Annotated in this window: 30 protein-coding genes; 18 read left to right on the top strand and 12 right to left on the bottom strand. The window is 53.9% G+C overall.

Translation table 11 applies throughout. The annotated features are described in order from the left end of the window. The first annotated feature begins 49 nt into the window (after window positions 1–49). The 6 genes from metF (at window position 50) to rcsF (ending at window position 3,927) form a co-directional block, all read left to right on the top strand. Window positions 50–940, top strand: a complete 891-nt coding sequence (metF, locus tag K0H79_RS16490) for a methylenetetrahydrofolate reductase (RefSeq protein WP_220065755.1) — start codon at window positions 50–52, stop codon at window positions 938–940. A 108-nt stretch (window positions 941–1,048) separates the two neighbouring features. Beyond that, the gene (locus tag K0H79_RS16485; RefSeq protein ID WP_220076532.1) at window positions 1,049–1,273 is read left to right on the top strand and encodes a hypothetical protein; all 225 of its coding nucleotides are present in this window, start codon (window positions 1,049–1,051) and stop codon (window positions 1,271–1,273) included. Beyond that, window positions 1,274–1,474: a cysteine-rich CWC family protein gene (locus K0H79_RS19395; RefSeq protein WP_220076531.1), complete on the top strand. Its 201-nt coding sequence runs from the start codon at window positions 1,274–1,276 to the stop codon at window positions 1,472–1,474. 41 nt (window positions 1,475–1,515) lie between these two features. Then, window positions 1,516–2,070 (top strand): SRPBCC family protein, encoded by a 555-nt coding sequence (locus K0H79_RS16475; protein ID WP_220076530.1) that lies wholly within the window; start codon window positions 1,516–1,518, stop codon window positions 2,068–2,070. A 112-nt stretch (window positions 2,071–2,182) separates the two neighbouring features. Continuing rightward, window positions 2,183–3,562 carry a sodium:alanine symporter family protein gene (locus K0H79_RS16470; RefSeq protein ID WP_220065751.1) on the top strand — a complete coding sequence of 460 codons (1,380 nt, stop codon included), beginning with the start codon at window positions 2,183–2,185 and terminating at the stop codon, window positions 3,560–3,562. Window positions 3,563–3,567: 5 nt separating this feature from the next. Continuing rightward, window positions 3,568–3,927 (top strand): Rcs stress response system protein RcsF, encoded by a 360-nt coding sequence (gene rcsF / locus K0H79_RS16465; protein WP_220065750.1) that lies wholly within the window; start codon window positions 3,568–3,570, stop codon window positions 3,925–3,927. A 45-nt stretch (window positions 3,928–3,972) separates the two neighbouring features. On the opposite strand, the gene K0H79_RS16460 is transcribed toward rcsF, so the two are convergent. Further along, a complete protein-coding gene (locus tag K0H79_RS16460) occupies window positions 3,973–5,328 on the bottom strand; it encodes a flavohemoglobin expression-modulating QEGLA motif protein (protein ID WP_220076529.1) in 1,356 nt (451 codons plus the stop codon). Window positions 5,329–5,451: 123 nt separating this feature from the next. After that, complete coding sequence (locus K0H79_RS16455; protein ID WP_011761271.1) at window positions 5,452–5,634, bottom strand: hypothetical protein; 183 nt, start codon at window positions 5,632–5,634, stop codon at window positions 5,452–5,454. Between the two features lie 274 nt (window positions 5,635–5,908). On the opposite strand from K0H79_RS16455, the gene K0H79_RS16450 reads away from it, so the two are divergent. The 4 genes from K0H79_RS16450 to rimK all read left to right on the top strand — a co-directional run bounded on the left by K0H79_RS16450 (window position 5,909) and on the right by rimK (window position 11,179). Continuing rightward, entirely contained in the window at window positions 5,909–8,029 is a 2,121-nt protein-coding gene (locus K0H79_RS16450; RefSeq protein ID WP_258405421.1) for a CHASE domain-containing protein, read from the top strand. Continuing rightward, window positions 8,026–8,454, top strand: coding sequence for a response regulator (locus K0H79_RS16445; RefSeq protein WP_220065748.1), 429 nt, complete (start codon window positions 8,026–8,028; stop codon window positions 8,452–8,454). The genes K0H79_RS16450 and K0H79_RS16445 overlap by 4 nt, the downstream gene beginning before the upstream one ends. A gap of 10 nt (window positions 8,455–8,464) precedes the next feature. Continuing rightward, window positions 8,465–10,195 (top strand): GGDEF domain-containing response regulator, encoded by a 1,731-nt coding sequence (locus K0H79_RS16440; RefSeq protein WP_220076528.1) that lies wholly within the window; start codon window positions 8,465–8,467, stop codon window positions 10,193–10,195. Between the two features lie 78 nt (window positions 10,196–10,273). Beyond that, complete coding sequence (rimK, locus tag K0H79_RS16435; protein ID WP_220065746.1) at window positions 10,274–11,179, top strand: 30S ribosomal protein S6--L-glutamate ligase; 906 nt, start codon at window positions 10,274–10,276, stop codon at window positions 11,177–11,179. A 20-nt stretch (window positions 11,180–11,199) separates the two neighbouring features. Here the strand turns inward: rimK and K0H79_RS16430 are convergent, their stop codons facing one another. From K0H79_RS16430 to K0H79_RS16415, 4 genes are all read right to left on the bottom strand, one after another. Continuing rightward, window positions 11,200–11,889 (bottom strand): TorF family putative porin, encoded by a 690-nt coding sequence (locus tag K0H79_RS16430; protein ID WP_220065745.1) that lies wholly within the window; start codon window positions 11,887–11,889, stop codon window positions 11,200–11,202. A 220-nt stretch (window positions 11,890–12,109) separates the two neighbouring features. Beyond that, on the bottom strand, window positions 12,110–12,382 hold the full coding sequence (locus tag K0H79_RS16425) for an HU family DNA-binding protein (RefSeq protein ID WP_011761265.1): 273 nt from the start codon (window positions 12,380–12,382) through the stop codon (window positions 12,110–12,112). Window positions 12,383–12,513: 131 nt separating this feature from the next. Then, a complete protein-coding gene (locus K0H79_RS16420; RefSeq protein WP_220076527.1) occupies window positions 12,514–13,314 on the bottom strand; it encodes a response regulator in 801 nt (266 codons plus the stop codon). A 110-nt stretch (window positions 13,315–13,424) separates the two neighbouring features. Continuing rightward, entirely contained in the window at window positions 13,425–13,835 is a 411-nt protein-coding gene (locus K0H79_RS16415; RefSeq protein ID WP_220076526.1) for a hypothetical protein, read from the bottom strand. A 96-nt stretch (window positions 13,836–13,931) separates the two neighbouring features. Here K0H79_RS16415 and K0H79_RS16410 point away from each other — a divergent pair, with 96 nt between their 5' ends. Further along, entirely contained in the window at window positions 13,932–14,441 is a 510-nt protein-coding gene (locus tag K0H79_RS16410; protein WP_220065742.1) for a DUF4240 domain-containing protein, read from the top strand. A 245-nt stretch (window positions 14,442–14,686) separates the two neighbouring features. Continuing rightward, the gene (locus K0H79_RS16405) at window positions 14,687–15,211 is read left to right on the top strand and encodes a DUF3016 domain-containing protein (RefSeq protein ID WP_220076525.1); all 525 of its coding nucleotides are present in this window, start codon (window positions 14,687–14,689) and stop codon (window positions 15,209–15,211) included. 10 nt (window positions 15,212–15,221) lie between these two features. Here K0H79_RS16405 and K0H79_RS16400 read toward each other — a convergent pair whose 3' ends face one another. Both K0H79_RS16400 and K0H79_RS16395 read right to left on the bottom strand, forming a co-directional pair. Beyond that, window positions 15,222–16,973, bottom strand: a complete 1,752-nt coding sequence (locus K0H79_RS16400; protein WP_220076524.1) for a bifunctional diguanylate cyclase/phosphodiesterase — start codon at window positions 16,971–16,973, stop codon at window positions 15,222–15,224. Window positions 16,974–17,037: 64 nt separating this feature from the next. After that, window positions 17,038–17,346, bottom strand: coding sequence for a prephenate dehydrogenase (locus K0H79_RS16395; protein ID WP_220065739.1), 309 nt, complete (start codon window positions 17,344–17,346; stop codon window positions 17,038–17,040). Window positions 17,347–17,388: 42 nt separating this feature from the next. Here K0H79_RS16395 and K0H79_RS16390 point away from each other — a divergent pair, with 42 nt between their 5' ends. Then, a complete protein-coding gene (locus K0H79_RS16390) occupies window positions 17,389–18,300 on the top strand; it encodes a TraB/GumN family protein (RefSeq protein ID WP_220076523.1) in 912 nt (303 codons plus the stop codon). A 251-nt stretch (window positions 18,301–18,551) separates the two neighbouring features. After that, entirely contained in the window at window positions 18,552–19,184 is a 633-nt protein-coding gene (locus K0H79_RS16385; RefSeq protein ID WP_220065737.1) for a chemoreceptor glutamine deamidase CheD, read from the top strand. A gap of 35 nt (window positions 19,185–19,219) precedes the next feature. Here the strand turns inward: K0H79_RS16385 and K0H79_RS16380 are convergent, their stop codons facing one another. Next, a complete protein-coding gene (locus K0H79_RS16380) occupies window positions 19,220–19,987 on the bottom strand; it encodes a methyltransferase domain-containing protein (protein ID WP_220076522.1) in 768 nt (255 codons plus the stop codon). Between the two features lie 243 nt (window positions 19,988–20,230). Here K0H79_RS16380 and K0H79_RS16375 point away from each other — a divergent pair, with 243 nt between their 5' ends. Then, on the top strand, window positions 20,231–21,067 hold the full coding sequence (locus tag K0H79_RS16375; RefSeq protein ID WP_220067941.1) for a MaoC/PaaZ C-terminal domain-containing protein: 837 nt from the start codon (window positions 20,231–20,233) through the stop codon (window positions 21,065–21,067). Window positions 21,068–21,159: 92 nt separating this feature from the next. On the opposite strand, the gene K0H79_RS16370 is transcribed toward K0H79_RS16375, so the two are convergent. Next, complete coding sequence (locus K0H79_RS16370; protein WP_220076521.1) at window positions 21,160–22,050, bottom strand: aldo/keto reductase family oxidoreductase; 891 nt, start codon at window positions 22,048–22,050, stop codon at window positions 21,160–21,162. 169 nt (window positions 22,051–22,219) lie between these two features. On the opposite strand from K0H79_RS16370, the gene K0H79_RS16365 reads away from it, so the two are divergent. Continuing rightward, window positions 22,220–23,902 carry a formate--tetrahydrofolate ligase gene (locus K0H79_RS16365; protein ID WP_220076520.1) on the top strand — a complete coding sequence of 561 codons (1,683 nt, stop codon included), beginning with the start codon at window positions 22,220–22,222 and terminating at the stop codon, window positions 23,900–23,902. Between the two features lie 85 nt (window positions 23,903–23,987). Here K0H79_RS16365 and K0H79_RS16360 read toward each other — a convergent pair whose 3' ends face one another. Continuing rightward, window positions 23,988–25,589: a mechanosensitive ion channel family protein gene (locus K0H79_RS16360; protein WP_258405420.1), complete on the bottom strand. Its 1,602-nt coding sequence runs from the start codon at window positions 25,587–25,589 to the stop codon at window positions 23,988–23,990. Between the two features lie 145 nt (window positions 25,590–25,734). Between K0H79_RS16360 and K0H79_RS16355 the strand changes: the two genes are divergently transcribed. Then, window positions 25,735–26,064: a hypothetical protein gene (locus K0H79_RS16355; RefSeq protein ID WP_220065732.1), complete on the top strand. Its 330-nt coding sequence runs from the start codon at window positions 25,735–25,737 to the stop codon at window positions 26,062–26,064. On the opposite strand, the gene K0H79_RS19340 is transcribed toward K0H79_RS16355, so the two are convergent. Next, window positions 26,061–26,183 carry a hypothetical protein gene (locus K0H79_RS19340; RefSeq protein ID WP_258405419.1) on the bottom strand — a complete coding sequence of 41 codons (123 nt, stop codon included), beginning with the start codon at window positions 26,181–26,183 and terminating at the stop codon, window positions 26,061–26,063. The genes K0H79_RS16355 and K0H79_RS19340 overlap by 4 nt on opposite strands. A gap of 205 nt (window positions 26,184–26,388) precedes the next feature. Here K0H79_RS19340 and K0H79_RS19335 point away from each other — a divergent pair, with 205 nt between their 5' ends. Further along, complete coding sequence (locus tag K0H79_RS19335; protein ID WP_258405418.1) at window positions 26,389–26,682, top strand: ABC-type zinc uptake system zinc chaperone; 294 nt, start codon at window positions 26,389–26,391, stop codon at window positions 26,680–26,682. Window positions 26,683–26,712: the final 30 nt, after the last annotated feature.

Genomic DNA, 26,712 nt, shown 5'->3' with positions numbered 1-26,712 from the left:
AGCCATATAGACGTCCAAACGTCCATTTGAAGAATTGAGGGAGTTATCAATGGCATTTCATCACGCACAACACGCAAACTCACTGAACCAGAATCTGGCTGAGGTTGGTGATATCAATGTGTCATTCGAATTTTTCCCACCCTCAACCCCTGAGATGGAGCAGATCCTGTGGAACTCCATCCGCCGTCTCGAGCCGCTGAATCCCAAATTTGTGTCTGTGACCTACGGCGCCAACTCAGGCGTGCGTGACCGTACCCACGGCGTGATTGAGCGTATCCAGCAAGAAACCCAACTGGTTGCGGCCCCGCATCTGACCCTGGTGGACGCCAGCGATGAAGAGCTGTTGGCACTGGCCAAAAATTACTGGAATCAGGGCATTCGTAATATTGTTGCGCTGCGTGGAGACTTGCCTGCCGGCAGCCCTAAACCAACCCGTTTTGCCGCCGATCTGGTTCGTTTGCTGAAGAGTGTTGCCGACTTTGATATTTCGGTGGCCGCCTATCCCGAAGTGCACCCGGAGGCCGCCAATGCGCAGGCGGATTTGGTGAATCTCAAGCGAAAAATCGATGCGGGCGCCAACCGTGCCATTACGCAGTTTTTCTTCGACGTGGAGTCTTATCTGCGTTTCCGCGACCGTTGTGTGGCCGCAGGTATAGATGTGGAAATCGTGCCGGGTATTCTGCCTGTGACCAACTTTACCCAGCTAAAGCGCTTCGCCGCCATGACCAATGTGAGTATTCCGGGTTGGTTGCACCGTCAGTTTGAAGGCTTGGAAAATGACGCCGCGACCCGTCAGCTGGTGGGCGCTAACGTGGCCATTGATATGGTGAAAGTGCTGGCCCGTGAAGGGGTGAAGGATTTCCACTTCTACACCCTGAACCGCGCCGAACTCAGCTACGCCATTTGTCACACACTGGGGGTTCGTCCCAAGCAGGACTGATTTTTACCCGAAACAGGCAAGACAGGGCTCCTTTTTGAAGGAGCCCTTTTGGTTTTTGGCTGTTCCTACACTAAGGTGAGTGGGTGATGGACAAGGATGCCAAACACCATGAACGACAAAATCCGTTTGCTCGAACAGCAGCTTCCCATGGATGTGGTTAAACTGATAATCTCATTATCCATTATTACTGCTTTGTTTTTATTGCAGTTGCGACCAGATAGTCCATCAGGTGTTCTGCTGTGGAGTACGGTGGTGATTTACGCACTGCTTTCCCTTGGCAGCCTCTTGTATCGGTTGTTAACCTTGAAACATTGCTACCGCCAGCGACCTTGAATGACTAATCCCAACCAGTGCCCTCTTTGCCAGAACAACAATGACTGTGCCGTACAAAGCGGTAAGTCCATTGGCGCTTGCTGGTGTTTGAACGCGGCTTTTCCCAGACAATTACCCCAAGACATGTCCTCATGTCTGTGCCAGCGCTGTGCCCAGAGACTTGCCAAAGCAGATAAATTGGATCTAAAACAGGTGAAGTAGCGGATTTGGCCGTACCGCAATCACTGGAGCTGGAGCCCGCTATGTTGAAAAAATTCCTTATCGTGATTTTGCTGTTGATAGCCGCCCCCTTTATCGCGGCACTGTTTATCAAGTCGGATTATGAGGTCAGTGTCAGTCGCACCATCGACCGTCCAGTTGACGAAGTCTTCGACTATCTCAGGTTGTTGAAGCATCAGGATGAATTCAGCGTCTGGGCCAGGATGGATCCCAACATGCAGCAGCATTTTACCGGCACCGATGGTGAGCCCGGTTTTGTCAGTGCCTGGGAGAGCAGCAATCCCGATGTGGGTAAAGGCGAGCAGGAAATCATGGCCATAGTGCCCGGCAAGCGAATAGATTATGCACTGCGCTTTATCGAGCCTTTCACGTCCAACGACAGCGCCTATCTCACTACAGAACCCATTGAGGACGGCAGCACCCTGGTGACCTGGGGCTTCGTTGGACATATGCCTTACCCCACCAATCTGCTTATTCCCCTGATGGATGTGGAGTCTTTAATCCTGAAGGACCTGGATAGCGGTCTTGCCAATCTGAAACAGATACTGGAGCGGCCATCGGCGTCCCAGCCTGAATGATTCTGGCTTTCCAATTGTTAACTATTCGTTGTAATCTGGTCGCTGCGCTTACCCCGGCTCGGGGTGTGAGAAGAACAAGATAAATAAGAAGAAAAGCATCGACGAGGTTTGAATGGAAGCTGTAACTGAATTAGTAAAGTCGCTCAATAGTCTGGTGTGGGGTATTCCCATGCTGGTCATGATCCTCGGCGTCGGCCTGTACCTTTCTCTGGGCCTCAAGCTGTTGCCTATTCTCAAGCTTGGCAAGGGCTTCAGGCTGCTGTGGTCAGGTCGCACTCCCGGTCAGGGCAAAGAGGTGAAAGGCGATGTCAGTCCTTTCAACGCCCTTATGACTTCCCTCTCCGCAACCATAGGTACGGGTAACATTGCCGGTGTGGCCACCGCTATTTTTGTGGGTGGCCCTGGGGCGCTGTTCTGGATGTGGTGTACGGCCCTGGTGGGTATGGCCACCAAATATTCTGAGGCCGTGCTGGCGGTGCGTTATCGCGAAGTAGACGAAAAGGGCAACTATATCGGTGGCCCCATGTATTACATCAAGAATGGTCTGGGCAGCAAATGGACCTGGCTTGGTACTGCCTTTGCACTGTTCGGTTCTTTCGCCGGTTTCGGAATTGGTAACACAGTGCAGGCCAACTCTGTGGCTTCGGCGCTGACCAGTAACTTCGGTGTGCCTGCCTGGGTGTCGGGTGTGGTGATGATGGTGCTGGTGGGACTGGTGCTGATGGGCGGTATCAAGCGCATTGCCATAGTAGCGGGTAAGCTGGTTCCCCTGATGACCATATTTTACATTACCGCCGGCCTTGCCGTGCTGGTGGTGTATGCCAGTGAAATTCCCGCTGCCTTGAGCCTTATTATCTCCAGCGCCTTCAGCCCTGTAGCTGCTCAGGGTGGTTTTGCCGGCGCTGCTGTTATGGTGGCTATCCAGATGGGTGTTGCCCGCGGGGTGTTTTCCAACGAGGCGGGTCTTGGCAGTGCGCCTATTGCCCACGCAGCGGCGCAAACCAAGAGTCCGGTTACTCAGGGCCTGGTGGGTATGCTGGGTACCTTTATCGATACCATCATAGTGTGCAGCATCACAGGTCTTGCCATCGTGGTCTCCGGCGCCTGGACCTCCGGTGAAAACGGTGCTGCGCTTACCTCTTACGCCTTCTCCCACGCCCTGCCCATCGGTGACTATATCGTTGCCGTTGCGCTGGCGATTTTCGCCTTTACCACCATCCTTGGCTGGAGTGTGTACAGCGAAAAATGCGTCCAGTATCTGCTCGGGGTGAAGGCTGTGATGCCGTTTCGTTTGATTTGGACCCTGGTGGTGCCCTTGGGTGCCATGGGGTCGTTGGACTTTGTGTGGCTCCTGGCCGATACCCTCAATGCTATGATGGCCATCCCCAACCTGATTGCACTGGCGCTGCTGAGCCCTGTGGTGTTCAAGTTGACCCGGGAGTTCTTCTCCAGCCGCGATGAGGCCAGTACCAAGTCGGTGGAAGCGGAGTAACCGAAGTGCGCTTAAGGACGAGCCTGTTGCTGTTATGCCTGGCGGGCTGTTCGTCCGCCTCGTTCAATACCAATCTGCCGGTGCAGATGAACAGGAGTCTGAGTGCGACCCCGGTAGTGCTTTACAGCCAGGAAGAAGTGTTACGCCGCAGCTATGAAGGGCTCGGGGAAGTGGTTGCCACGGCCTGCCAGACCCGGCTCGATGGTGCCTTGCCCAGTAACAGCAACCTGACCCGGGAGCTGAAACTGCAAACCCGCCAGCGAGGGGGAAACGCATTGGTGCTTTATCAGTGTGCTGACAGGCAGTTCGCAGGTTGTTATGGGTATCGCGAGTGCATTGGTTACGCCTACAAGCTCAGTAGTTAAGAGATAAAAAAGGATGCCTTGGCATCCTTTTTTATTGCATCCGTTTTACTCGGCCGGGGCATCAAACTCGGTGTCTTCAACGGTGTGGAACATGGGCTCCACATTTGGCAGGCAGCGGAACTGCCGCTGAAAGTGCCGCTGCACCCCTTTGAGGTTGATGTTACCCAGACCGGACGCAAAACCGAACCAGGCATAGAGACCACTGTAGTCATCAAACATGGGCGGCAGATATCTGGGGCCCGTGAGTATGCCTTCCCGATAAGCGAGATACAGGGTGGGAATATCCTCGATAGCAAGCTTACCCAGAAACAACATGGGGATGAGTTCAGGAATGCCGGCGGCAATGGCACTGCGGATAAAATTCACGTTTTCCACATAGCCGCGGACATAGGAGATATCCTTGGTAAAACAGCTGCCACCTGCGACCATGCCACCACGGAATACCCGCTGGGTTACCCGATAACTGTCTTTTTTACTCAGATTCTGGTCGCGGAAATAGCGATAAACTTCAATAAAGTCGGCGCCGTTTTCGGCCATGTCTACCGCAGCCACCCGGTCGCTGATGCGCCTTGCGCGCCCCGGAGTGGAGCTCAGGGTCAACATCTCCAGCAGTACTGCCAGTCCTTCCTGCGCCGCCGCAACCCGCGGGGAGCCCACGCTCAGCCAGGTGGCGTGGGGTTGCGCCCGGCCATTCAGTGTTGTGCCCACGTGTACCCAACCTTCGTGGACTTCATACACATTGAGGTCCGCCTTGCTGAACATGGCTTTGGAGTTGATTTTAACTGTGTCGCCCCCTACCGCAGCATCGGACACAATACCGTCGCTCAGGCGCACCCGCATTTCATCACTGTGGAAGTAACGGCCCAGGCGGCTACCCAGATGCTCAACGGCGCTGGCTGCATCAATCTCTTTGGGATGCTGTTTGTTCATGTGCGCCGCAGCGGGCAGTGAGAAGATATAACTCAGGCGGTCACCCAACTGCCTGAGGGTATGTCTGTCGCCATGGAGTTTATTGCTGGCGCTGCCGTAGAGTACTTTGCTCAGCTTGCCAAATTGGGGGGTTCCCCTGTGGCCCAGCATATCGATCACCAGACGATATTGGTCGACGTTGGCCACCAGAAGCTTTCCTAAATCGTCGTCCTTACCGAGCGTTTTTTGGATGTCCTGCTTAAGGGACTTAAGTGCCCTTTGGGTGGTGTGGGTATCAAATGGCAGGGGAAGATTGTCGTAAAAGGCTTTGTTTACCGGCGGCAATTGCCTGGCACCGGCATCAAAAAATTGCTGCTCCAGCTCTCTGGGCCACTTGATGGCATCCAGGATTTTGATGGGTGCTTGCAGCTGGATCAGTTGGTCGGAAAAGCGTCGCAGGTGCTCACAGTACCTGAGTTTTGCATCGTTCATTCATTAACGCTCTGGGGACGGCTTGGGAATATCATAGCCACAAGCGCTATGGAGAACCACCTAAGCGGCTGAATTTATAAGATTGGCAAGGTATTCAGGGCAGGGAATTACCTGCCCCCGGTGTTAAAAGTCATCTTCATCGTCCAGGCCCAGTGCCTTTTTTAACTCGGCGCGTTCGAGGTAATCATCCAGTCGACGCTTGACCTCCTGTCGGCGCTTGAGGGCTTTGGCTGCCTGAGCATTTTTGGGTGAGGTCAGTTCTTCCATTTCGCTATCTTGGGGCAGGATTTCAACTATTCGAGCCATAACGAATTCCTCATGGGTTATTTAAGGACTTTCTAACCACTTTGGCGGATTGAGAAAAGCAAAAATTATTTGTTGAATGGGTAAAAAATGTTCTCCCAGATCCACTCTGTGAGTATGGTCATAAATTTCCAAAAGTGGGGCATAACGCTGGAAGAAAAGTCCTACTAAAAAAGTCGGACTTTAACTTGCACATTGGCACTTATCGACCAGACTAGAAACATGAGTTAAGTGACCGACAATGACTTTAGCCATTTAAAATCAAGGATGATTTCAGGTGAATTCTCAGGCACCAACCAAAGACCCCAATCGATTCCGACTCCCCCCCTTCGTGTGGGGGGTGATGTTGGCATCCATGGCGTTTGCCTTTACCGGTTGGTACCAGTTTCATCAATACATCAACGACCTCAAGGAAGAACGTTTTGAAGACATGGCGCAGGAGCTGAAATTGGCTATCGAAACCCGGATGCTGGCATACGAGCAGGTGCTTCGCAGTGGGGTGGGCTTGTTTAAGGCATCCGATGGTGTGTCCCGTGAAGAGTGGCGTACCTACGTCGCCAACGCCAAGCTGGACAAGTACTATCCCGGCATTCAGGGGGTCGGGTTCAGTCAGGTGGTACGTAAGCCACAACTGCAACAATTTGAAGCCGCGGTCAGGGCGGAGGGATTCCCTGCGTTCAGGGTTTATCCCGATGGCGATCGCCCCGTATACCACTCGATTCTTTATCTCGAACCCTTTGATTGGCGAAATCAGCGGGCCTTTGGCTACGACATGTATTCAGAACCCAGGCGTCGGCGGGCGATTGATTGGGCCTCCGATACAGGCAACGCTGCCATTTCCGGCAAAATTACCCTGGTGCAGGAAACCGGCGAAGACATGCAAGCTGGTTTTTTAATGTATTTACCTCTCTATGCCAAAGATGACAAACCCGGTCCAGAGTCATTGTTGGGTACTGTGTATGCGCCTTTTCGTATGGATAATCTCATTCGCGGCATTCTGGGGAATCGCTTTAATAAGCTACAACTGGAAATCTTCGATGGTGAGGAGGCAAACGAAGAAAATCTGATGTTTCGTTCGCCTGAAAAAGGAGATAGCTGGCGTATTCAAACCGAACTGCCCATCGAAATTGGGGGGCAGAAATGGTTGCTGCATGCTGGGAGCAATGAAGATTTTTTAAGTCAGTCTGAGGCATTTCAGAGTCAATTGATGCTGTTGATGGCTGTTATTTTTCAGCTGCTGATGTTTTATTTCCTGCTCAGCATTGCCAAAGCCAGGCACCATGAAAGTCTGCTCTCGCGGGAGATAATGAACAATGAAAGCCGCTTCAGATTGGTGGTTGAGGCATCGCCAAGTGCCCTTATCATCACCAACAGGCGTGGCGTAATAACCCTGGTCAACAAGCACACAGAGCAACTATTCGGTTATACCAGGGAAGAACTGCTGGGTAAGAGTGTGAATGTACTTTTGCCTGAAGCGCTGGCAAAGGTGCATCAGGGGCATATGGAGTCATACCTGGCCAATCCCATTGCAAAGAAAATGTCGCTCCGTGATGAACTCTATGGCAGAACCAAGTCCGGCGGCCTGGTACCGGTGGAAGTCGGGCTGACCCCTATTCACTTTGCTTCCGGGATTTCGGTGCTGGCCACCATTAACGATATTTCGGTGCGCCGCAATATTGAGGCACAAAGGATGGCCCATACGCTGGAGCTGGAGCGTATCAACAAAGAACTCGACAGCTTTGCTTACATCGCCTCTCACGATCTCAAGTCGCCGCTGCGGGGGATTGAGCAACTTGCACAATGGATAGAGGAAGATTTAAAGGGTAAGTTGGACCCGTCCACCGGCAAGTATTTACAGCTCATTCAAAGCCGTACCCAGCGTATGTCGCAGTTGCTTGATGGCCTGTTACTTTACTCGCGCATTGGCCGGGCCGATGAGTCCTTCTCGCCGGTGGAAGTAAAGCCCCTCATCAAAGATACCTTTGCCCTGGTGGCACCTCCGATTGGTTTCAGCCTCAAACTCAGCGGCGATTTCCCCACTATCAACACCGCCAAGGTACCGCTGGAGCTGGTGATCAGAAACCTCTTTTCCAATGCCATCAAACATCATGACAAGGGCGCGGGCGAAATCAGCGTCAGTGTCGACAGCAGTGGCGACATGTTGAAGTTCTGTGTGGCCGATGATGGGCCAGGGATCCCCGCCGAGTATCAGGAAAAAGTCTTCAATATTTTTCAAACCCTCAAAGCCCGGGATGAAGTAGAAGGCTGTGGATTAGGCTTATCGCTGGTGCGTAAAACCGTAGAACGCTATGGCGGCAAGGTCTGGCTGATTTCGCAGGGGAGAGGATGTCAGTTCTGGTTCTCATGGCCAAAACAATTAGGGGCACAAACAGTATGACAGAAGCGCAATATCGTGAAGTGGTGCTCTTTCTCGTGGATGACGACGACGTGGATTACATGGCGGTGGAACGTGCGATGCGTCAAATGCGCCTGCTCAATCCGCTGGTGCGGGCCAGAGACGGCAAGGCCGCACTGGAAATGCTTAATGAGGGTGTGGTGCAGGGAGCCTTTGTGATCCTGCTGGATTTGAACATGCCACGCATGAACGGTCTTGAATTCCTGCAGGCCCTGCGTGCCGATCCGCAATTTGCCTCTGCGGTGGTGTTTGTGCTGACCACCTCCCGTGCCGACGAAGATAAGTTGGCGGCCTACAGCTTCAATGTGGCCGGCTATGTGGTCAAAAGTAATATAAAAGAAGAGTTTGAAAGCATTATCAATATGTTGGACGGATACTGGCGCATAGTGGAACTGCCCAAATTGTGAAGGTTTAACCATGAATCTATTACTGGTTGATGATGATGAAGTCGATCGCGAGATGATAGTTCGGGCGCTGTCCCAGTCGGAGCGTGGCTTTACCGTGTCCGAATCCAGTTACGCCAAAGATGCGATGATTAAAATTAAGCAGCAGCATTTTGATGGCATCCTGTTGGATTACATGCTACCCGATGCCAATGGTCTTGAGGTGCTGACCTGGCTCAATGACATCAGCAACGAGAGTATTGCGGTGGTGATGATAAGCCGCTACGAGGATGAGAAGCTGGCCGAGCGCTGCATAGAATTGGGCGCGCAGGATTTTTTGCTTAAAGATGAAGTCTCCTCGAGCCGTTTGTGCCGTGCCATTATCAATGCCAAGCAGCGTTTTTCCATGGCCAAGGCGCTGCGCCGAAGCCATGAGCAGTTACGCGAGCTTGCTGAACACGACTCACTCACCCGACTTGTGAATCGCTATGGCTTTGAGCTGTGCCTTAATCGTGCCCTCAGCCAGGTACGACGTACCGGAGGTATGCTCAGTGTTATCTTGCTTGATCTCGATGATTTTAAAGGCGTAAACGATACCCTTGGTCACCAGATGGGTGATGTGCTGCTGGTGGAAGTGGCCACACGTCTGTCATCGGCGCTGCGTGAAAATGACCTGATAGCACGAATAGGCGGCGATGAATTTGTGGCCCTGATATGCGATCAGGACACCCGCTTTTTGCCTTTTGACCTCGCCAAGCGATTATTGAACACCTTTGAAGAACCTTTCCAGCTCGGCGACAGCGCCGTGATGATGGGGGCCAGCTTAGGTATCGCCATTTACGGCGAGTGCGCCAACACAGCTTATGACCTGCTGAAATGTGCCGACATTGCCATGTATCGCGCCAAGGAAGAGGGACGGAATCAAATCCAGTTTTATTCCCTGGACTTGGAGAATGAAGTTAAACATCGCACCCGTATTGAGCAAGGGCTGCGACTTGCATTGAATAACGACGAACTGGTGCTCTATTACCAGGGTAAATTTGATGCCCTGTCTGGCCATCTCTGCGGTGTGGAGGTGCTGCTGCGCTGGCAACATCCTACCGATGGTTTGTTGGCACCCGATACCTTTCTGGGCATTGCCGAAGATGTCGGTCTGACCGAGCAAATTGGCAAATGGGTGCTCAATACTGCCTGTCAGCAGGTGAGTCTGTGGTTGAAACAGATTGGCAAATATTTGCCTGGTTTTTCAGTGGCAGTTAACTTCTCGGCGTCGCAAATTTCGGCGGTAAATCTGGTTTATGTTATCGAACATGCTCTGGCAGAAAGTGGCTTGCCGGCGCACAATCTGGAGTTGGAAATCACCGAAAACGCCTTGATTAAAAACCCCGGGGAAATCGCCTCTGTGCTCGATAGAATTGAGAGCATGGGGGTGACCATGGCACTGGATGACTTTGGCACAGGCTATTCGTCCCTTGAGCACCTGATGCATTTCCCTATCCAGGTTATCAAGATAGATAAAAGCCTGGTGGCTACAGTGCCCCAGGATGAAAAAGGTTGCCGCCTGTTAACGGCGCTGCTGAATTTCGCCCAGGGCTTTGGCATGGTGTCGGTTGCCGAGGGGATTGAAACACAGGAGCAGGCAGATTTCTGTACGGATCATGGCTGTAACCTGCTGCAGGGATATTTGCTGGGCAAGCCTGTGGATGCCAGGACATTTGAAACACAATTCCTGCTGCCAACCCTCACCAAATTCCAACAGAGATAACTTGCCAAGCCTTGGTGATTACTACAAAATTTTCTCACCTAACTCTCTTTGGCGCCTGAGTCGCCACGGTATACTGCGATGAAAATCGGTGTGCTGTCCCAATTCCCCGAGCTCTACTCGACACGTCGATTGGTGGAGGCTTGTGAATCCAGGGGGCATGAAGCCTGGGTGATAAACCCTATCAACTGCTACATGAATATCAACTCGGTCAAACCCAGCATCCATCTCGAAGGGGAAGAGGTGCCCATGTTTGATGCCATCATTCCCAGAATTCACGCCAGTGTCACCTTCTATGGCTGCGCCGTGGTGCGTCAGTTTGAAATGATGGGCGTATTTGCTGCCAATGATTCCATTTCCATTGCACGCTCACGGGATAAGCTGCGGGCCTTGCAGCTGTTGTCCCGTAAAGGCGTTGGCATGCCTGTGACGGGATTTGCCAATAAACCCAATAATATTCCGGATCTCATCAACATGGTGGGCGGTGCTCCACTGGTGATTAAGCTCCTGGAGGGCACCCAGGGGATAGGTGTGGTGCTGGCAGAAACCCGCAAGGCTGCCGAGAGCGTTATTGAAGCGTTTTTGGGCCTCAAGGCCAACATTATGGTGCAGGAATATATCAAAGAGGCCAATGGCAGCGACATCCGCTGTTTTGTTGTGGGCGATAAGGTGGTGGCCGCCATGCGCAGGCAGGGCCCGGAAGGCGACTTTCGTTCCAATCTGCATCTGGGTGGCTCGGCCGAGCCGGTGAAAATTACGCCTCAGGAACGCAAGTCGGCAGTAGCGGCCGCCAAGGCCATGGGGTTGGTGGTTGCCGGGGTGGATATTTTGCGTTCAGCCCGTGGCCCCCTGGTGCTTGAGGTGAATTCGGCACCGGGAATAGAGGGGATTGAACAGGCAACGGGGATAAAGGTTGCCGAGCCCATCGTTGAGTATATCGAAAAGGTGGTGGCGGCCCGCCGGGCCAACCACCAGGTGATTGCCTGACTTCAGTCAGATCTCATTATTCAGAGTGCGAAGCCGTATGACCAGCGCAGCACCACTTTGGGGTCGTCTTCGGCAAGGTCGGTATCAGACACAGTAAAGCTGACATCGCCAAGCTCGGTGCTCTTGGTCAGTGAAACGGCATAGTCGCTGTAGCTGGACTCACCATACCAGCCCAGAGCGATATCACCGCTGGAATAACCATAGTGCAGGTCGAGGCTCAGGGTTTCGCCCAGCGGGATGGCGACATCGGCGCTGAGATAGTCCATGTCATCATCGGACAAGTCATCTGGGGCTATGTCGTCGCCGCCATTGACCACAAGGGCATAACCCACGGTTAACCACTGCCAGGTCAGGCTGGCATAGAGTTCACCGAAGTCTATGTCGGCGTCTGCATCCGGATAGGCGTAGTAGAGGTAGCCCACATCGAAGCTCAGGCCGTCGGTGATATCGCCACTATAACCGCCATAAAAATCCATCTCGAAGGTAGTGTCATCACCAAAGTCAACGTTGGCGGCCCAGGTGCCAACGTAAAAGCCACTCTCGTGGCTGTAATCCAGTCCGCCATCCACGGCAGTACTGTCCTGAGTTTGGCTGATACCACGCCACAGGTAGTTGGAGCTTATCCCAATATTGCCTTCAAGTTCGGCTTTGGCTGGCAAAGCGGCAAAGGCGCAGGAAAGCAGCAGAGCGAGTGTGGATACCTTGGTCATCATATTCCCCTTCAATGATTATTGTGTGTACTTGTATTGGTCGGGAATACCTAAAGCCAAGGTTATGCCATTTTTTAACTTGTTGTTTACAAAGAGGTTGTGTTTGGAAGTGATGTGAGTTGGCTGAAAAATGCACACTTTGCGTGCGCCAATGCACACACTTGGTGCGCACAAAACAAAAAGCCTCCCGAAGGAGGCTTTGACTGCATGAGTGCCGTGATTAGTTCACGCTGTCACGCAGGGCCTTGCCGGCCTTGAATTTTGGAATGGTCGCCGCAGGGATTTTGATTTCCTTGCCGGTTTGTGGGTTGCGACCAGTGCGCTCTGCGCGGGTGCTGGTTTCAAAAGAGCCGAAACCTACGATAGAAATTTTGTCGCCGTCTTTCATGGCGGCAGTCACAGCTTCTTCGAAGGATTTCAGCGCACGGCCGGCTTCGGCCTTGGTCAGGTCAGCACTCTCAGCGATCTTGGCGATAAGTTCAGTTCTGTTCATATGCTAAATACTCGTCTTTCCGTGATTATTGTTTTAAAACTCGCCTAACATGCCACAGGCATTAGCGTTTGGGAAGCGGTTTTGGGGCGCAAATCCCGCTCGGGATCAATTTTCCAGTGGGTTTTGTCACATTAATTGGCATCCAGCAGCTGATAGAGGATTTGTTTCACCAATTGGGGCTCAAATGGCTTATCACACAGTGCGTTAACGCCGGCCTGGCACACGTTGGATAAGTGGGCATCGTTGGCCTCTGACGACACCATAAGAATGGGGATGTGGGATTGCTGACTCTCGTTGCGAATAAATTGGGTCAGGGCCAGGCCATCCACACTGGGCATGTTGTAGTCGGTTACCACCAGATCGAACATCTGCTCGCGCATAAGTTCTATGGCTTCGGCGCCATCACAGGCTTCAACAATCTGCCGCATTCCCAGGTTGCTCAGGGGGCGGCGGATGATGTTACGCGCCATACGGCTGTCGTCCACCACCAACACCCGCAGGTCCTGAACATCGAAGTGATCCAGATCCAACTCGTCGTTGGAGAGGAGGTCAATGGTGGCGTTGAGTGCTTTTCCAAGATGCTCTTTTGAAAAGGGCTTAGGCAAGATAGCCACCACACCTGACTGACGGAACACCTCCAACTGCTCGCGGCGGCATTCACTGGAAACCAACATAAACTGGATGTCCTGACATCGGCTGTCACTCTTGATGTAGGTCAGCAGCTTGAGAGCATCACCATCGCTGTAGTGCATGGCGCTGGCTATCAAATCAGGTTTGTGCTCTGTAAGTATTTGCCTGGCTTCATCAAAACCTCCGGCTGTTTCGATGTTGAGAATGCCTTCATTTTTCAGGCTGGCAATGATGATTTTACGCTGGGTGTCTGAAGGCTCCACCAGTAGGATGGACAGCTCGCCCGGTGACAATTGATGCATGGCTGTTGATACTGTTGTTGCGGGTTTGTAACGCTAACCCAGTTGTTCAGCCTTTGGCAAGTATGCTTATCAAGCCCGCCTATCAAACAGGCTTGAATTCAAGCCCATGTTCAACTGTTTTGTGGGGTGTTGGCTGTTGACGCTACGTGCAGATACCTGCGGGTTGAGGGGAGAAACGCCACCCACCATTGAAACGACAGCAGCACAAACAGAGTGGCGGCAGCCAGCCACAGGGGGATTTCAGCCCCGGCGAAGAACAGCCGGGTATCTTCGGGGCTTATGTGGCTGGCCAGAATGGCCGTAACGCCGAGTGCAGCGCAGCCAAGGGTTTGGATGGCTGTATAAATGCGCACGGCCCACAGCGCCCAGGTCGTTTTAAGCACCAGGCCCACCAGTACCGGTAATACCCCAAGCGTAAACATATCCAGATTACCGGTAATGATGGCGCGGGTAATGGATAAGAGTGCCAGTACAAGGTAGAGGCAAAACAACAGGCACAGGGGCAGCGGTGGCAGTTTCATGGTGGGTTCCGGCAAAAAAGTCGCCCAAGTGTAGAAAAAGCCAGAGAGACAGTCCAGTTCAGTGTAAAATGGCGCTCCCAAAACAGAGGCAATGATATGACTGAGCAAGAATTCTGGCAGCTGGTAAGCCGCCAAAGCCCGGATGAATCACAGGAAAGCCTGGCGGAGCGTTTACGCAACGCGTTAAGCGAAAAGGATAACGATGCCCTCAAGGCATTTGATAAATTGTTTGGCCAGCAGATGCGCCGCGCCTATACCTGGCCGCTGTGGGGCGCCGCCTATGTCATTACAGGTTGTGACACCGATTATGGCTTTGCCGAATTTCGCTGTTTTCTCATCTCCCTCGGTCAAGAGTGGTTTGAACGTGTGATAGCCACACCCGATGCCCTGGCTGGGCTGCCAGGCTGGCCAACGGTGGACGGTTATGCCTATCCCTTTGTGGAGGACTACGACCTGATTGCCGGGCAGCTTTATGAAGACAGGACCCAAGAAGAATTGCCCTTTGTACCGTCCGGCAGCGTGAATCCCGCAGGCAAAAAGTTCAGCTCCCGCCCCAAAGACCTCAAAGCCAACTATCCTGAGCTTTGCCGCTTGTTCCCCTTCTGATCTTGCCACGCCCGGCGACTTAGGCCGGGCGTTGTCTTTACGGCGCCACTCAGTCTTGGGTGGGGTTTTGGTGATACAAATTGATACCGGAACCAATTGAGACTAATCTGTCTAAAATAAATAATAAACAGAAGCTTATATTCAGAATGCCATCTGATTACGGCAGTTTGTGTTAAGTATTGGTTCAGCTTGAATTCGCTAAAGTGATTGCGAATTAATCGATTACAGGCCTTAAGGAGGCTCCTATGAAATTCCCGATGATTCTGATTGCCGGCCTCTTTGTTGCCAGTTCAGCGATGGCGGATGATGCAGCCACTGTGGATCCACAAACCCAGGACGGCGCTGTAAAAATCAGCTGGCAGGAACCCAAGAAGTTCCGCGACATTAAGTCCAGCGGTGAACTCCAGTCCAGGTTCGAAAATCGCCTGTTTGAGACCCTGACCAAGGAACTGAGCAAGGAAGCCGCCAAATCGCTCAAGCCCAACCAGAGTCTGGAGCTGGTGGTGACTGATGTGGATATGGCCGGTGATATGCGTCCTACCTTTGGCGCAACCACCAATGACTTACGTGTGGTGAAAGAAATCTATCCCCCACGTATCAGCTTCAGTTATCAGGTACTCGATGGCGAGCAGGTGGTGATTGCCGGCGATGAAAAGCTGACCAACCTGAACTTTATGAACGACATTCGCCCGATAAATGACAGACCTTTTTCCCATGAGGCCCGTCTGTTAACCCAGTGGTTTGATAAGCAGGTTGCCCCCAAGCTTTAACCAGTCTGAATTAAGCCTGCCTCAGCTGAGGCGGGGTACTGCCAAGCAGGCAAAGTCCACTGTTGGTGAGCTTTGCCTGTTTTTTTGCCCGGGCGCTGAGGGCCGACAGTTCATGTTCTGTGGCGTTGAAGGTGTGCCTTGGCGACAGTATGCCGGCACACAGGGAGGTCAGAGGTTGCAGGCTGATTGCACCCTGGCGGTCCTCGGCGGAAATACATTGTGCCTGCCAATGGGCTTCCTGGAAAAAACTGCGTTTTTCAGCCTCAAAATCCTTCAGGATCCCGGCCACCTTGTATTCGGGATCGTCTGTGGTAATCATCACAAAGTCATCGCCACCTATGTGGCCCACAAAGCAGTCGGCATCCTGATGCCCCGACAGCAGCGACGCCACATGACAAATCACTTCGTCGCCCCGGCAAAAGCCGTAGATATCGTTGTAGGGCTTGAAGTGGCTCAGGTCGAAATAGACCAGATAAAAGGGGCGGCTTTGCTGTTTCAGCCGTTGTAATTCTTCCTGAATAGGCACATTACCCGGCAGCCCGGTAAGTGGGTTGGCGTGGCGGGCAACCTTGATGCGGTGCTCTGTAATCCGGGCCAGCAAATCTTTGGTGTGTCCTACGCCTATCAGCTTGCCCTGACGCAGAATCAAAAACTGCTGAGCCATGAGCTGATCCGATTCTGAAGTGAGGAGTTGGCTGACACTGCTCAGGGCCTCTGATGCATCAAATTGGGGCACCCGGGTATCCATCACTTCGATGACACAGTGATTTTCATGCAGCGCCCGGCCATAGGGGGTGGAAAATAATTCAAGCAGGGCGGTGCGGCTGATAAGCCCCAGCGGCGTGTCGCCATCGACCACCACCACAGCCTGCAGTGCCGGTTGGCTGCTGAAACGATCGCTGATGCTTTTGAGTTTGGTATCGGTGGGCACAGTAACCGCCCCGCATGCCAGACTCTCGGCGGTTTCTATATACCTGTGGGTGGCCTGTCCCATATTGGGCTGTGGGCTAAGCCCCTGGGGCAGGTGTTTGTCCGGATTCGTCTCTGGCCGCCCCAGTAAAAATCCCTGGCAATAAATGATCCCGAGCTGCCTGAGTACCTGCAACTCGGCCTCGGTTTCTATTCCTTCGGCGATGACCTTGCAGGTCAGGCTTTGGCAAAGCTCCACAATGGAGCGCACAAACTCCTGTTTGACCGGATGCTTATCGATTTGATGAATAAAGTGGCGGTCGATTTTCACATAGTCCGGTGCCAGTTCTGACCAGAGCCGCAGACCAGAGTAGCCAGCACCCAAATCATCAATGGCGGTTAAAAACCCCTGATTGCGGTAATGCAGCAGGCAGGTTTTCAGCAGGTCGATATCGTCAGCAGGATGCTGCTCCGAGAGTTCTATGACCACCTGTGAAGGTGATATGCCCAGCTGCTGCAGCATGGTCAGGGTTTTACCCTTGGGGTGATCCGGGTCCAGCAAGGCCTTGGGCGAGATGTTGATAAAGAGCTTTCCCGGCAGTTTTCGCTCGGCAAAACGCCCCGCTGCAATCTGGCGACACAGGGTTTCCAGCTCGCTGAGGCGTCCTTCATGCTCAGCGGTTTTAAACAGGGGGACGGGGGAATATAAAGGGCTGTGGACTGGCCCCCGGGAGAGGGCTTCAAAGCCGTGAATTTTCCCGGCACTGATATTGAAAATGGGTTGAAAAAGCGATTCTATGCTTTGCTTTTCAATGATTTTGGTCAGTTCTGCCTGTAAATCTATGGCGGCCATGATGTGTACCGGGAGCCCAAGGTTCCGGCAGTCTATGGCAGCCCTGTGACAGAAAGATGACCGCTTATTTACTCTGGGATTTGAACGCTTGCAGGGTTTGCAGTAACACACCGAGCTTACGCACCACCCGTTCCAGAAGCTCGGGCGTCAACTGTGCTGCTTTCAGCTCGGCAAAGTCCTGACCCAGCTCCTGAACATAAGGGCCAAACCGGTTGCTGCGGGTTGAAAATCCCTCTTCCGCACTGAAGATATGGCTGAATTTTCCCATGCCGGCTTTTTGCAGTTCATCCAGGCGGGTGTCGGCATCGATTGCCTGACGATAGGCCAGTTGCAGATTTTCGGTCAGTTGCTCAAGGACCTTGGTATATGGCATAACAGCTTCCAATCAGATTTTTCGGGATTATAAGAGGCAAGGATGAAGGCAACAAGTTTAAGGACAGGGTTCATTGGCGCGGTGGCACTCTGGATGCTGGCGGCGACGGCGCCACTATTAGCGAAAGAATCAGATAAACCCCCTTTTTATGAATTCTCCCATCAGGGCAAAACCGTCTATCTGCTCGGCTCCATTCATGTGGGCAGCCCGGATTTTTATCCCATGCCCAAGCTGGTGGAAAACGCATTTGACAGTGCAAAGGCACTGGTGGTGGAAGCGGATATAGGTGCGGCAGGAGCCGATATTCAGCGTCTCTTGATGACCTATGGTGTGGATGCATCGCCTCCGGATGCCCAGTCCGCCACGGTGGTGGAACAATACTGCCGCAGCCGTAAACCAATCTGCGAGGCCATGGCGCCTCTTTCACCCTGGATACAGGCGTCGCAAATTACCGTGCTCCGTTATGCCGAGTTAGGTTATCAGGCGGAATTGGGGGTGGATCAGCACTTGCTGGATAGGGCTCGGGGCAGCAAAGCGATATTCGAACTGGAAGGCATGGAATATCAGTTCAAGCTGATGGCGTCGCTGGACAAGTCGCAGCAGTGGACCATGGTGCGTGAGGCCATTTCTGCCCCTGGCGATGAAGCCGGCGCCCTGGTCAATAGCTGGCGGGGCGGTAACAGTGATGAGTTGGCGGCGTTGATGCACGACTCCATGGCAGAAGGTGATGATACCCAATTGCTAAAGGCACTGTTGTGGGACAGAAACCATCGAATGGCCGATACGCTGCAGAGTCTCCTGACCCGGGCGGATACCCCGGCGACCCTGATGGTGGTGGTGGGAGCGGGCCATCTGGTGGGGGAGCAGAGTTTGGTGTCGATTCTGGCCCAGCGTGGTATCAGGGTGAAGGGGCATTTGGGCCACTGCGCCGCCACTCAGGGCATCTGCCAGTAAGCCGCAGGGCGTGCCTTACAGCGGTATCTGCTGCGTTACCGGCTTTGGAAGTCAAAGAGGTGCGAAGGACCAGGGCCATTCGCTGCGAACTGTGCCTTGCATCTATCCACGTTAAGCACACGCAGAGCAAGCACGGGACTTATTCGCACCTTCCTTCGTTCTTTAAGCCATGGCCGGGTCGTCCGAGTGACTGAATTGCCGGGGTATTCGCCAGCGTTGGCTATACTCAGGAAGACAGCCGCGGAGGACCCATGGCCTTGCCTACCCAACTGGTATACCCAGGATTTGAAAAGATCCCACGCTTCTGGGACAACGAACAACAGTCGCAAGTCGCCCGGGTTGACCCCGGTGAGTACTATTATTCCTGTCAGGATGAGTTTATCTATACCCGTTTGGGATCCTGTGTCGCAGCCTGCATCTGGGATCCTTTGATGGGCATTGGCGGCTTAAACCACTTTCTGTTACCTGAAAAAGTACTCCATGAAGACTGGCACCAACTCACCAGTTACTCCTGTCGTTACGGCAACTGGGCCATGGAGCAATTAATCAACGGCATCCTCAGTGCCGGTGGGCTAAAGTCCCGCCTCAAGGCAAAAATCTTTGGTGGCGCCACACTGGGGCGCATCTCTGTGCTCAATGTGGGTCAGTCCAATATCGCTTTTGTTAGAGAGTATCTGGCATTGGAAGGGATACCCGTGATGTCGGAAGATCTCGGTGGTCCCTGGCCCCGTAAGGTGCTGTTTCATCCCCAAAGCGGCAGGGTCAGGCTGAAGCGGCTCGAAATGACCGGCATGGCGCAAATCGAGCGCGAAGAGCAGGCTTATCTCAACGATGTGGCCGAGCATGCCAAGGTGCCGGAGCCCGGCTCCATAGAACTCTTTTGATAGCTCTGGCTACTGGGTAACAGCACTTCTGACCACTAGGGCTTTTGGGCTACAAAGTGCACGTAACGCCCCAGTCGCAAAAAGGCCGGTTCGCGGGAGTATTTCAGTTCCATCTCAATCAGACCTGCGTCACTGTACTCGGTGGACAGGCTGCCCTTTTTCAAATAGTCGTGAATAACCCGCACGCCAGAGCGGCAATGAATGTCCATCTGCCAGTCGTGACACCAGGCTTCCACCTCGGGCACTGTCACCGGGAAGTTGGGGCTGAGCTTAACCCTTTTGGCCTTGAATCCTGATTGCACATAGCCGAAGTTACCGGCAATGAGCGAGTGGAAACACATGGCATCGCGGTTATAAAACATCAGCGAAAACAAGCCGCCCGGCTTGAGCAGTGTCAGCAGGCTGGTCATGGTGCCCTTGGCATCGGCAAGCCATTCCACCACGGCATGGCAAAGAACAAGGTCGAACTCCCCCAGGGCATCCCGTGACAAATCCTGAATGGGAGCATGAATGCACTGGATATCCAGGGGCGTGGGGCTGAGGGCAATATGCCGCTTGGCTTCGGCGAGCATTTCGGCAGAAATATCACACAGCACCACACTGTGACCCAATGCCGCGAGCTTTTGGCTGAAAAAGCCAAATCCGCCGCCTGCATCCAGTACCCTGAGCTTACGTTCGCCCAACCGTGGCAGCATTTCTTCCAGGTCGCGCCACAGCACGGCCGCACGAATATCCCCCTTGAGGGTTCCGTAGATGTTCTTGGCAAACTTACCCGCGAGGGTATCGAAATTTTTGTCTTGCAATCTGAGTATCCGGCGCTGCTGGGTCGGGCGCTAGTTTCTCACAGCCGGGCCCGTTTTGGCAGTCTCTCATTGTTTGTGCCAAATCCCGGATTTAGTCGGTGTGCCATGTGTTAAGTGTATGAAATTTATATGTATATGTTGGTGATTTTATTGAGGGTACACATTGCAGTGAATGAGAGTATAATTCCCGCTCTTTGTTAGGGGGGAAGCTTCACCATGGAACATCAAGTGGCACTGGATGGGATGCCATCGCTGTTGTCTTTGTATCGCAAGATTTTTTTCGGCCGTAAGCCCGGTTGGGATCAGCAGCCGCTGCCCGTTATCCGCGTGTCTGTGCCCCAGGTGTCGCTGTCGCCAGCGGTGGTGGCCGACTATGCCAAAGTGTGTGAGTTCAACTTTGATGGCAAGACGCTGCCCCCTACCTTTTTGTACATTTTGGCGTTTCGCCTGCATGCGGTGATCTTCACCCATGAGGCCATTACTTTTCCGCTGCTGGGCATGATCCACCTGAAAAACCGCATCAGCCAGTACCGTCCGGTGTCCGTGTCTGAGCAGGTTCGCCTGGAGTGCGTGCTGGCATCCAGTGAGCAAACCGATGCCGGCCTGGAATTTGAGTTGGTCTCCAAGGTTTGGGTGGGCGATGAACTGGTGTGGGAAGCCCACTCGATTTATCTGTACCGCATTGAAAGCGCAGGTCGCCGCGCCCGTCCCCCCAAGGGCAGTGACATGGCCTGGGATAACCCCAAAACCTGGTCCCTGGACGATAAACTGGGCTGGCGTTATGCCCGCGCGTCCGGTGACTTCAACCTTATTCATTTGCATCCTTTCCTCTCCAAACGCTTTGGGTTTGAACGGGTACTGGCCCATGGTATGTGGTCCAAGGCGCGCTGTGTTGCCGAGCTGATGGGCGAGATAGGCAACAGACCCTGCACCCTGGACGTGGCCTTTAAATTGCCGCTGTTTATGCCCGGTGAGGTGACCTTTGCCAGTGAAGCCAAAGAGGCTGGCCTGCGGTTTGAACTCAGAGATCAAAAAGGGCGCAGACCCCATCTCAGCGGTGAGGTGACTTTTCACGACTGAGGTGAATGACGCGTGCGTTGCCAGAGACTGGTCAGCCTACCGTATCTTCCCCAATAAAAACGGCCGCATGTAGCGGCCGTTTTTATTGGCTTTCAGGGCACGCTGTGCCCCATGGAGGCCTGCCAGATGCTGAACCACTGCTGCCTGCTGAGCACTATATGGCTTGATGCCAGTGCCGACTTAATACGCTCAACATTGCCACTGCCGATAATGGGCAGTGGACGGCTCGGGTGCATCCGCACCCAGGCATATACCAGCTGACTGAGGTCGTCGGCGCCGGTTTGTTCCTGTATCTCGGTAAGTACGGCTCGCACCCGCACAGCCCGCTCGTCTGTACCCGACATCAAGGCACCTCCCGCCAGGCATGACCAGACCATGGGGCGAATGCCCAGGCGTTGGCATTGGTCGAGGGTGCCGTCGTGCATCACCTGCATCGCCAATGGCGACAGTTCTACCTGATTGGTCTCTAACGCAAAATCGAGCCGGGACTGCACCAGCTCAAACTGGCTCGGGGTAAAGTTGGATACGCCAAAGTGGCGCACCTTCCCGGCCTTGCGCAAGGCATAAAAGGCCTCGGCCATTTCATCAGCATTCATCAGCGGATCGGGCCTGTGGATCAGCAGCAGATCCAGATAATCCGTGCCCAGATTGCGCAACGACTGTTCGGCGCTGCTGATTATGTGATCCCGGCCGGTGTCATAGTGATTCACATAGCGGTCTGGATTCCCGACAATGGCGGGCTTGATGCCGCACTTGCTGATGATTTCCATTTGCTGGCGAAGGGCAGGGGCCTCGCGCAGCACGTCGCCGAAGAGCCGTTCACATTGGTACTGGCCATAGATGTCGGCGTGGTCCATGGAGCTGACCCCGAGGGACAGATAGGTTTCAATGATTTCACGCCGCTCAGGCAAGGTGGTTTGCCAATCGGCCAGTCGCCAGAAACCGGCAATAAATTCGGACAGCTTGAGCGAAGTCGACACCATGGTTCTCCCAAAAAAGTGCACTGAAATTGATTTGGATTCAGGAAAGATGAATTAGTCATTCCTTGAGCTTCTTTAGCCCGGACCTTTGGCATAGGCTGTGTTGAGCCAGGACCCGCCACAGGGTCTCACAATAACAATCACAAGCATACCCTACAGCGAGAACTCCACTATGTTGACTGATATGGAAATTTCCCGGCAGGCCAATGTACGCCCCATAGGCTGGATTGCCGACGACTTTGGTCTTGGTAAGCACTTATGGCGGGAGGCTGGTCATGCCATGGCCAAAATCAGCCTCGAGGCCGCCCGTGCGCCTTTGCGGGGCAAACTGGTAATAGTCACCGCCGTTACACCCACCCCCCATGGCGAAGGCAAAACCGTGACTACCATAGGGCTGACCCAGGGGCTGCATCTGCTGGGGCACAAGGCCTGTGCCTGTATTCGTCAACCCAGCCTGGGGCCGGTCTTTGGGGTGAAAGGTGGCGCCGCCGGTGGGGGATATGCCCAGGTGGTGCCCATGGAGGTGATGAACCTGCATATGACGGGGGATATCCATGCCGTTACCAGTGCCCACAACCTGGCTGCGGCCGCCATCGATGCCCGCCTGTTCCATGAAACCCGTCTGGGCCCTGAAGCCTTCAGCGCCAAAACGGGAATGCCGGCGCTGAATATCGACCCCGAGCGCATTCTGTGGCGCCGGGTGGTGGACCACAACGATCGCAGCCTGCGCCAGATTGAGCTGGGTCTTGGGGATAACAATGGCCCGGTTCACGGCGGTGGCTTTGATATTACGGCGGCGTCTGAACTCATGGCCATTCTGGCCCTGTGTGAAAACATTGCCGACATGCGCGCCCGTATCGGGCGGGTGATCCTGGCCATGGGCCGGGACGGCAAACCCATCAGCGCCGATGATCTGGGTGTAGCCGGTGCCATGACCGCCATCATGCGTGATGCCATCGAGCCGACACTGATGCAAACCCTGAGCGGGGCGCCCTGCCTGGTTCATGCGGGCCCCTTTGCCAATATTGCCCATGGCAACTCTTCCATCATCGCTGACCGGGTGGCTCTGGCACACCACGATTATGTGGTAACAGAAGGCGGCTTTGGCTCCGATATGGGTTTTGAAAAGTTTTGCAATATCAAGAGCCGCGCCTCGGGCATTGCCCCTTCTGCCGCCGTGTTGGTGGTGACCTTAAAGGCACTCAAGGCCAACTCAGGTGTGGAAGGCGACGACAGGGTACGTCTGGAAGCCGGCTTTGCCAACCTGCACTGGCACATGCAAAACGTGATGGGCTATGGCCTGCCACTGGTGGTGGCCATCAATCGATTCCCCGACGATGCCATGGCCGAACTGGAATGGCTCAAAGAGCGTTGCCTTGAAGAAGGGGCCTTTGGCTGCGAAATCAGCGATGCATTCAGTCATGGCGCCGAGGGTGCTCGGGCGCTGGCTACCGCAGTCGCCCGTGCCTGCGATGCCCCATCAAACTTTGAGCACCTCTATGACGACCAGATGGACTTTGGTGCCCGTCTGATGACGCTTGCTGAGCGCTATGGTGCCGCCGGCGTCAGCCTGTCTGAGGAGGCGCGCCGGGATCTGGCGATGATTACTGAGCTTGGGATGGACAGATTACCGCTGTGTATGGCCAAAACCCCTTTGTCCATCAGTCACGATCCCGCACTCAAGGGCGCCCCCAGTGGCTTTGAACTGCCTGTGGTCGGTTTACGCCTAAGCGCTGGGGCGGGCTTTATTACCGTACTCACAGGTAAGGTGATGACCATGCCGGGGCTGGGGCTTATGCCCGGCTATCTGAATATCGACGTCAACGACAAGGGTGACATAGTCGGACTTGGATGATGGTCGCGGATGAGGAACAAGAAAGGCACCCTCGGGTGCCTTTCGGTTTATTGCATTCGTTGCTCTGTTAAGAGAGTCGCTTTGGTCAGCTGCGGTAGAAATGCACATCCCGCTGCGGGAACGGAATGGTAATGCCTTCGGCGTCGAAGCGCTGCTTCACCGCCTTGGTCACGTCCCAATAAACTTCCCAGTAGTCATCTGGTCGAACCCAGGGACGCACCACAAAGTCCACCGACGACTCGCCCAAGAGATGCAGGCGCACTGTGACGTCGGGGTCTTTCAGCACCTTGGGATGGCTTTTGACTATATCCAGCAGGATTTTTTCCGCATGCTCGACATTATCGGCATAGCTGATGCCAAAGGTCATATCGACCCGGCGATGGCGCTCGGCGGTGATGTTGTTGATGGTATCGCCCCAAATCTTATTATTTGGAATGATAAGGCGCTGATTATCGAGAGTTTTGATGGTGGTTGATACCAGGCTCATATGGCTGACCCGCCCTGTGACGCCTGCGGCGCTGATAAGATCTCCCACATCATAGGGGCGGTAAATCAGGATCATCATGCCGGAGGCAAAGTTCGACAGCGTGTCCTGCAGCGCAAAACCTATGATGACACCGGCAATACCGAAACCGGCCAGCAGGGGCCCAAGCTCAAAGCCCAGTTGCGACAGGGCAATCAGTAACCCCAGGGTATACACGCCCTTGGCCGAAAGTGAGACAAAGAAATCCTGCAATAACTTGCTGAATTTGAGTTTGGAGTTACTGACCGCCTTTTTCACCACACTCTTGACCAGCTTGGCAACCAGACTGGCGACAAAGAGGATTAGCAGAAAGATAAATACCTTAAACAGCATCCGTGGGCCATTTTCTATGGCCTGCGATTCGGCGACGCTGAGCCACTTGCCAAGCAGGCTGCCCACCAGGTCGATATCCAGCACATCCTGGGTAATGTCACCGGACACGGTAAAGAGCACCTGTTTCAGCGTCGTGGTATCGGCTCCCAGCTCTTCCAGCAAGCCGACCACGGTACTCAGGCTAACGCTGTTTTGCTCCAGCCGGGCCTTGAGCTCACTGACCCGGGCGGTTTGCTCGGCGCTGACATCTTTACCGGCAGCACGGGCGTCATCCACCGCCTGTTTCAGTTGCTCCTGGGTGTAACTCACCAGGCTTGCCAGGCGGTCGGCCCGTTCGGCCAGCGCCTGTTTCAGCTCAGCGCGGCGCGGCTCTGTGTCCATGCCCAGCTTGCTGCCCCAATCCAGAGTTTGCAGTTCTTTTTTGAAGTTGGTATCGCGCTCCCGCTCTCGGTTGGACAGCGCCAGCAACAGCTCGGCATCATTGGTGCCACCGAGTGCACTTTTGAGCCTCTGGATGTCTTTGCCAAGGTAGGCCTGGGTCTGCTGGATAAAGCTCAGCTGATTTTCCACCAGGGTTTGCAGGTAGGCGGTGTCTGTGTTCGGGGCTTCAATTTCGGCGTTGATAAGCTGCCTCAACTCGGCAGTTTTTTGGTTTATCCGATACTCACTGATGGCAACCAGCTCGCCTTTGGCCTGAGACAAACCCTTGAGATCTTGGGCAATCGTGTGCTCCAGCTGCTCAACATTGCTGCGAAATTCATCACTGACGGCCAGTGCTGCCGTGGGACCATACAGGCTTATGCCCAAGAGGAGGGGGATTAACAGACGCATATTCAACATCCTGTTGCTGTAAGATGTAAGCATCATAGCCCCTGATGGCGCGGGCGTACAATCAGGGTGGTCAGGAGCGGAACTCTTATCCCAAAACTGCCAGGCTCTGGTAGAATTTGCAGCCCCGAGGTGTAGAGGACCTATCATGATCTGTAGTCATTGCCACAAAAACTTTAAAGCGACAGCCGTCAAGGCCCAGCGTGGCAAGGGGTTGAACGCCCAGATCCAGTGCCCGCACTGTGATGCCTGGCTGGCACGCAGTGGTTTGCTGATCAAATTGAAATTAGTGGGATTTTATCTTGGTGTGGCGGCGCTGCTGCTGGCCTGGTTGCATGCGCCATGGCGAGGTGTCGCCGTGCTGGTGGCGTCCATGTGCCTGGCGCTGCTGCTGATATCTCACCTGATGGATCAGCTTATTGTGGTAGAGGCTCCTGAAGTGGAAGACAAGAGCCATGAGCGGCAAAAGTACCGTTAGAGCACGGTTTCCTGCGCGGCGAGTGAGGTTTCAACCCACCAGATCCCTCCGAGAATGCCGCCGATCACCAGGGCTGCAACCAAGATGAGTTTGATGTTTTCTTTGAAAAATTGACCCATAACGCATTCTCCTGATTGAGTAAGCAAGCTGGTAACTGAATAGTGGCGCCATGGTATGTCAGGCGGCTTAACACAAGATTAAGGCGAAAACCTGCACACTGCCCAAAGGATAACATTCTGTAACTTTTCTACTGCGATCACGGTTGCCAGCCCATTTGGGCTACCGTAAACTTGAGCCGCTTCACAAATCACCGGAGTAGGGTGCGTGCAATTCCCAAGGCGCAAAATTCATCGACTTATCGCTGTATGGCTTTCTGCCGTACTGGTGCTTTTGTCGTTTATTGCTGCCGCTCACGCCACCACCCACCTCGATGAAGGGGGCTACAACCACTGTACCCTCTGTTTCCATCAACACCAGCTGAACAAGCTCCTGCCCGGGGTGAGCCTGCCCAAGGTGCCCCAGCTTCAGGTGTTCGAGCAACCCCAGACCCCGCTGTTCACCTCAGTGGAGTCGGTTCGTCCACAGCCCCAGGCCCGCGGTCCACCACTCGCTCCTTAAATACATATCGCATTGAAAAGTTAACTATTT

It is taken from the genome of Shewanella sp. FJAT-52076 (assembly GCF_019457455.1).
Lineage (GTDB): Bacteria > Pseudomonadota > Gammaproteobacteria > Enterobacterales > Shewanellaceae > Shewanella > Shewanella zhangzhouensis.
The sequence above is the reverse complement of the archived record's forward strand: the minus strand, read 5'-3'. Positions and strand labels throughout refer to the sequence as shown.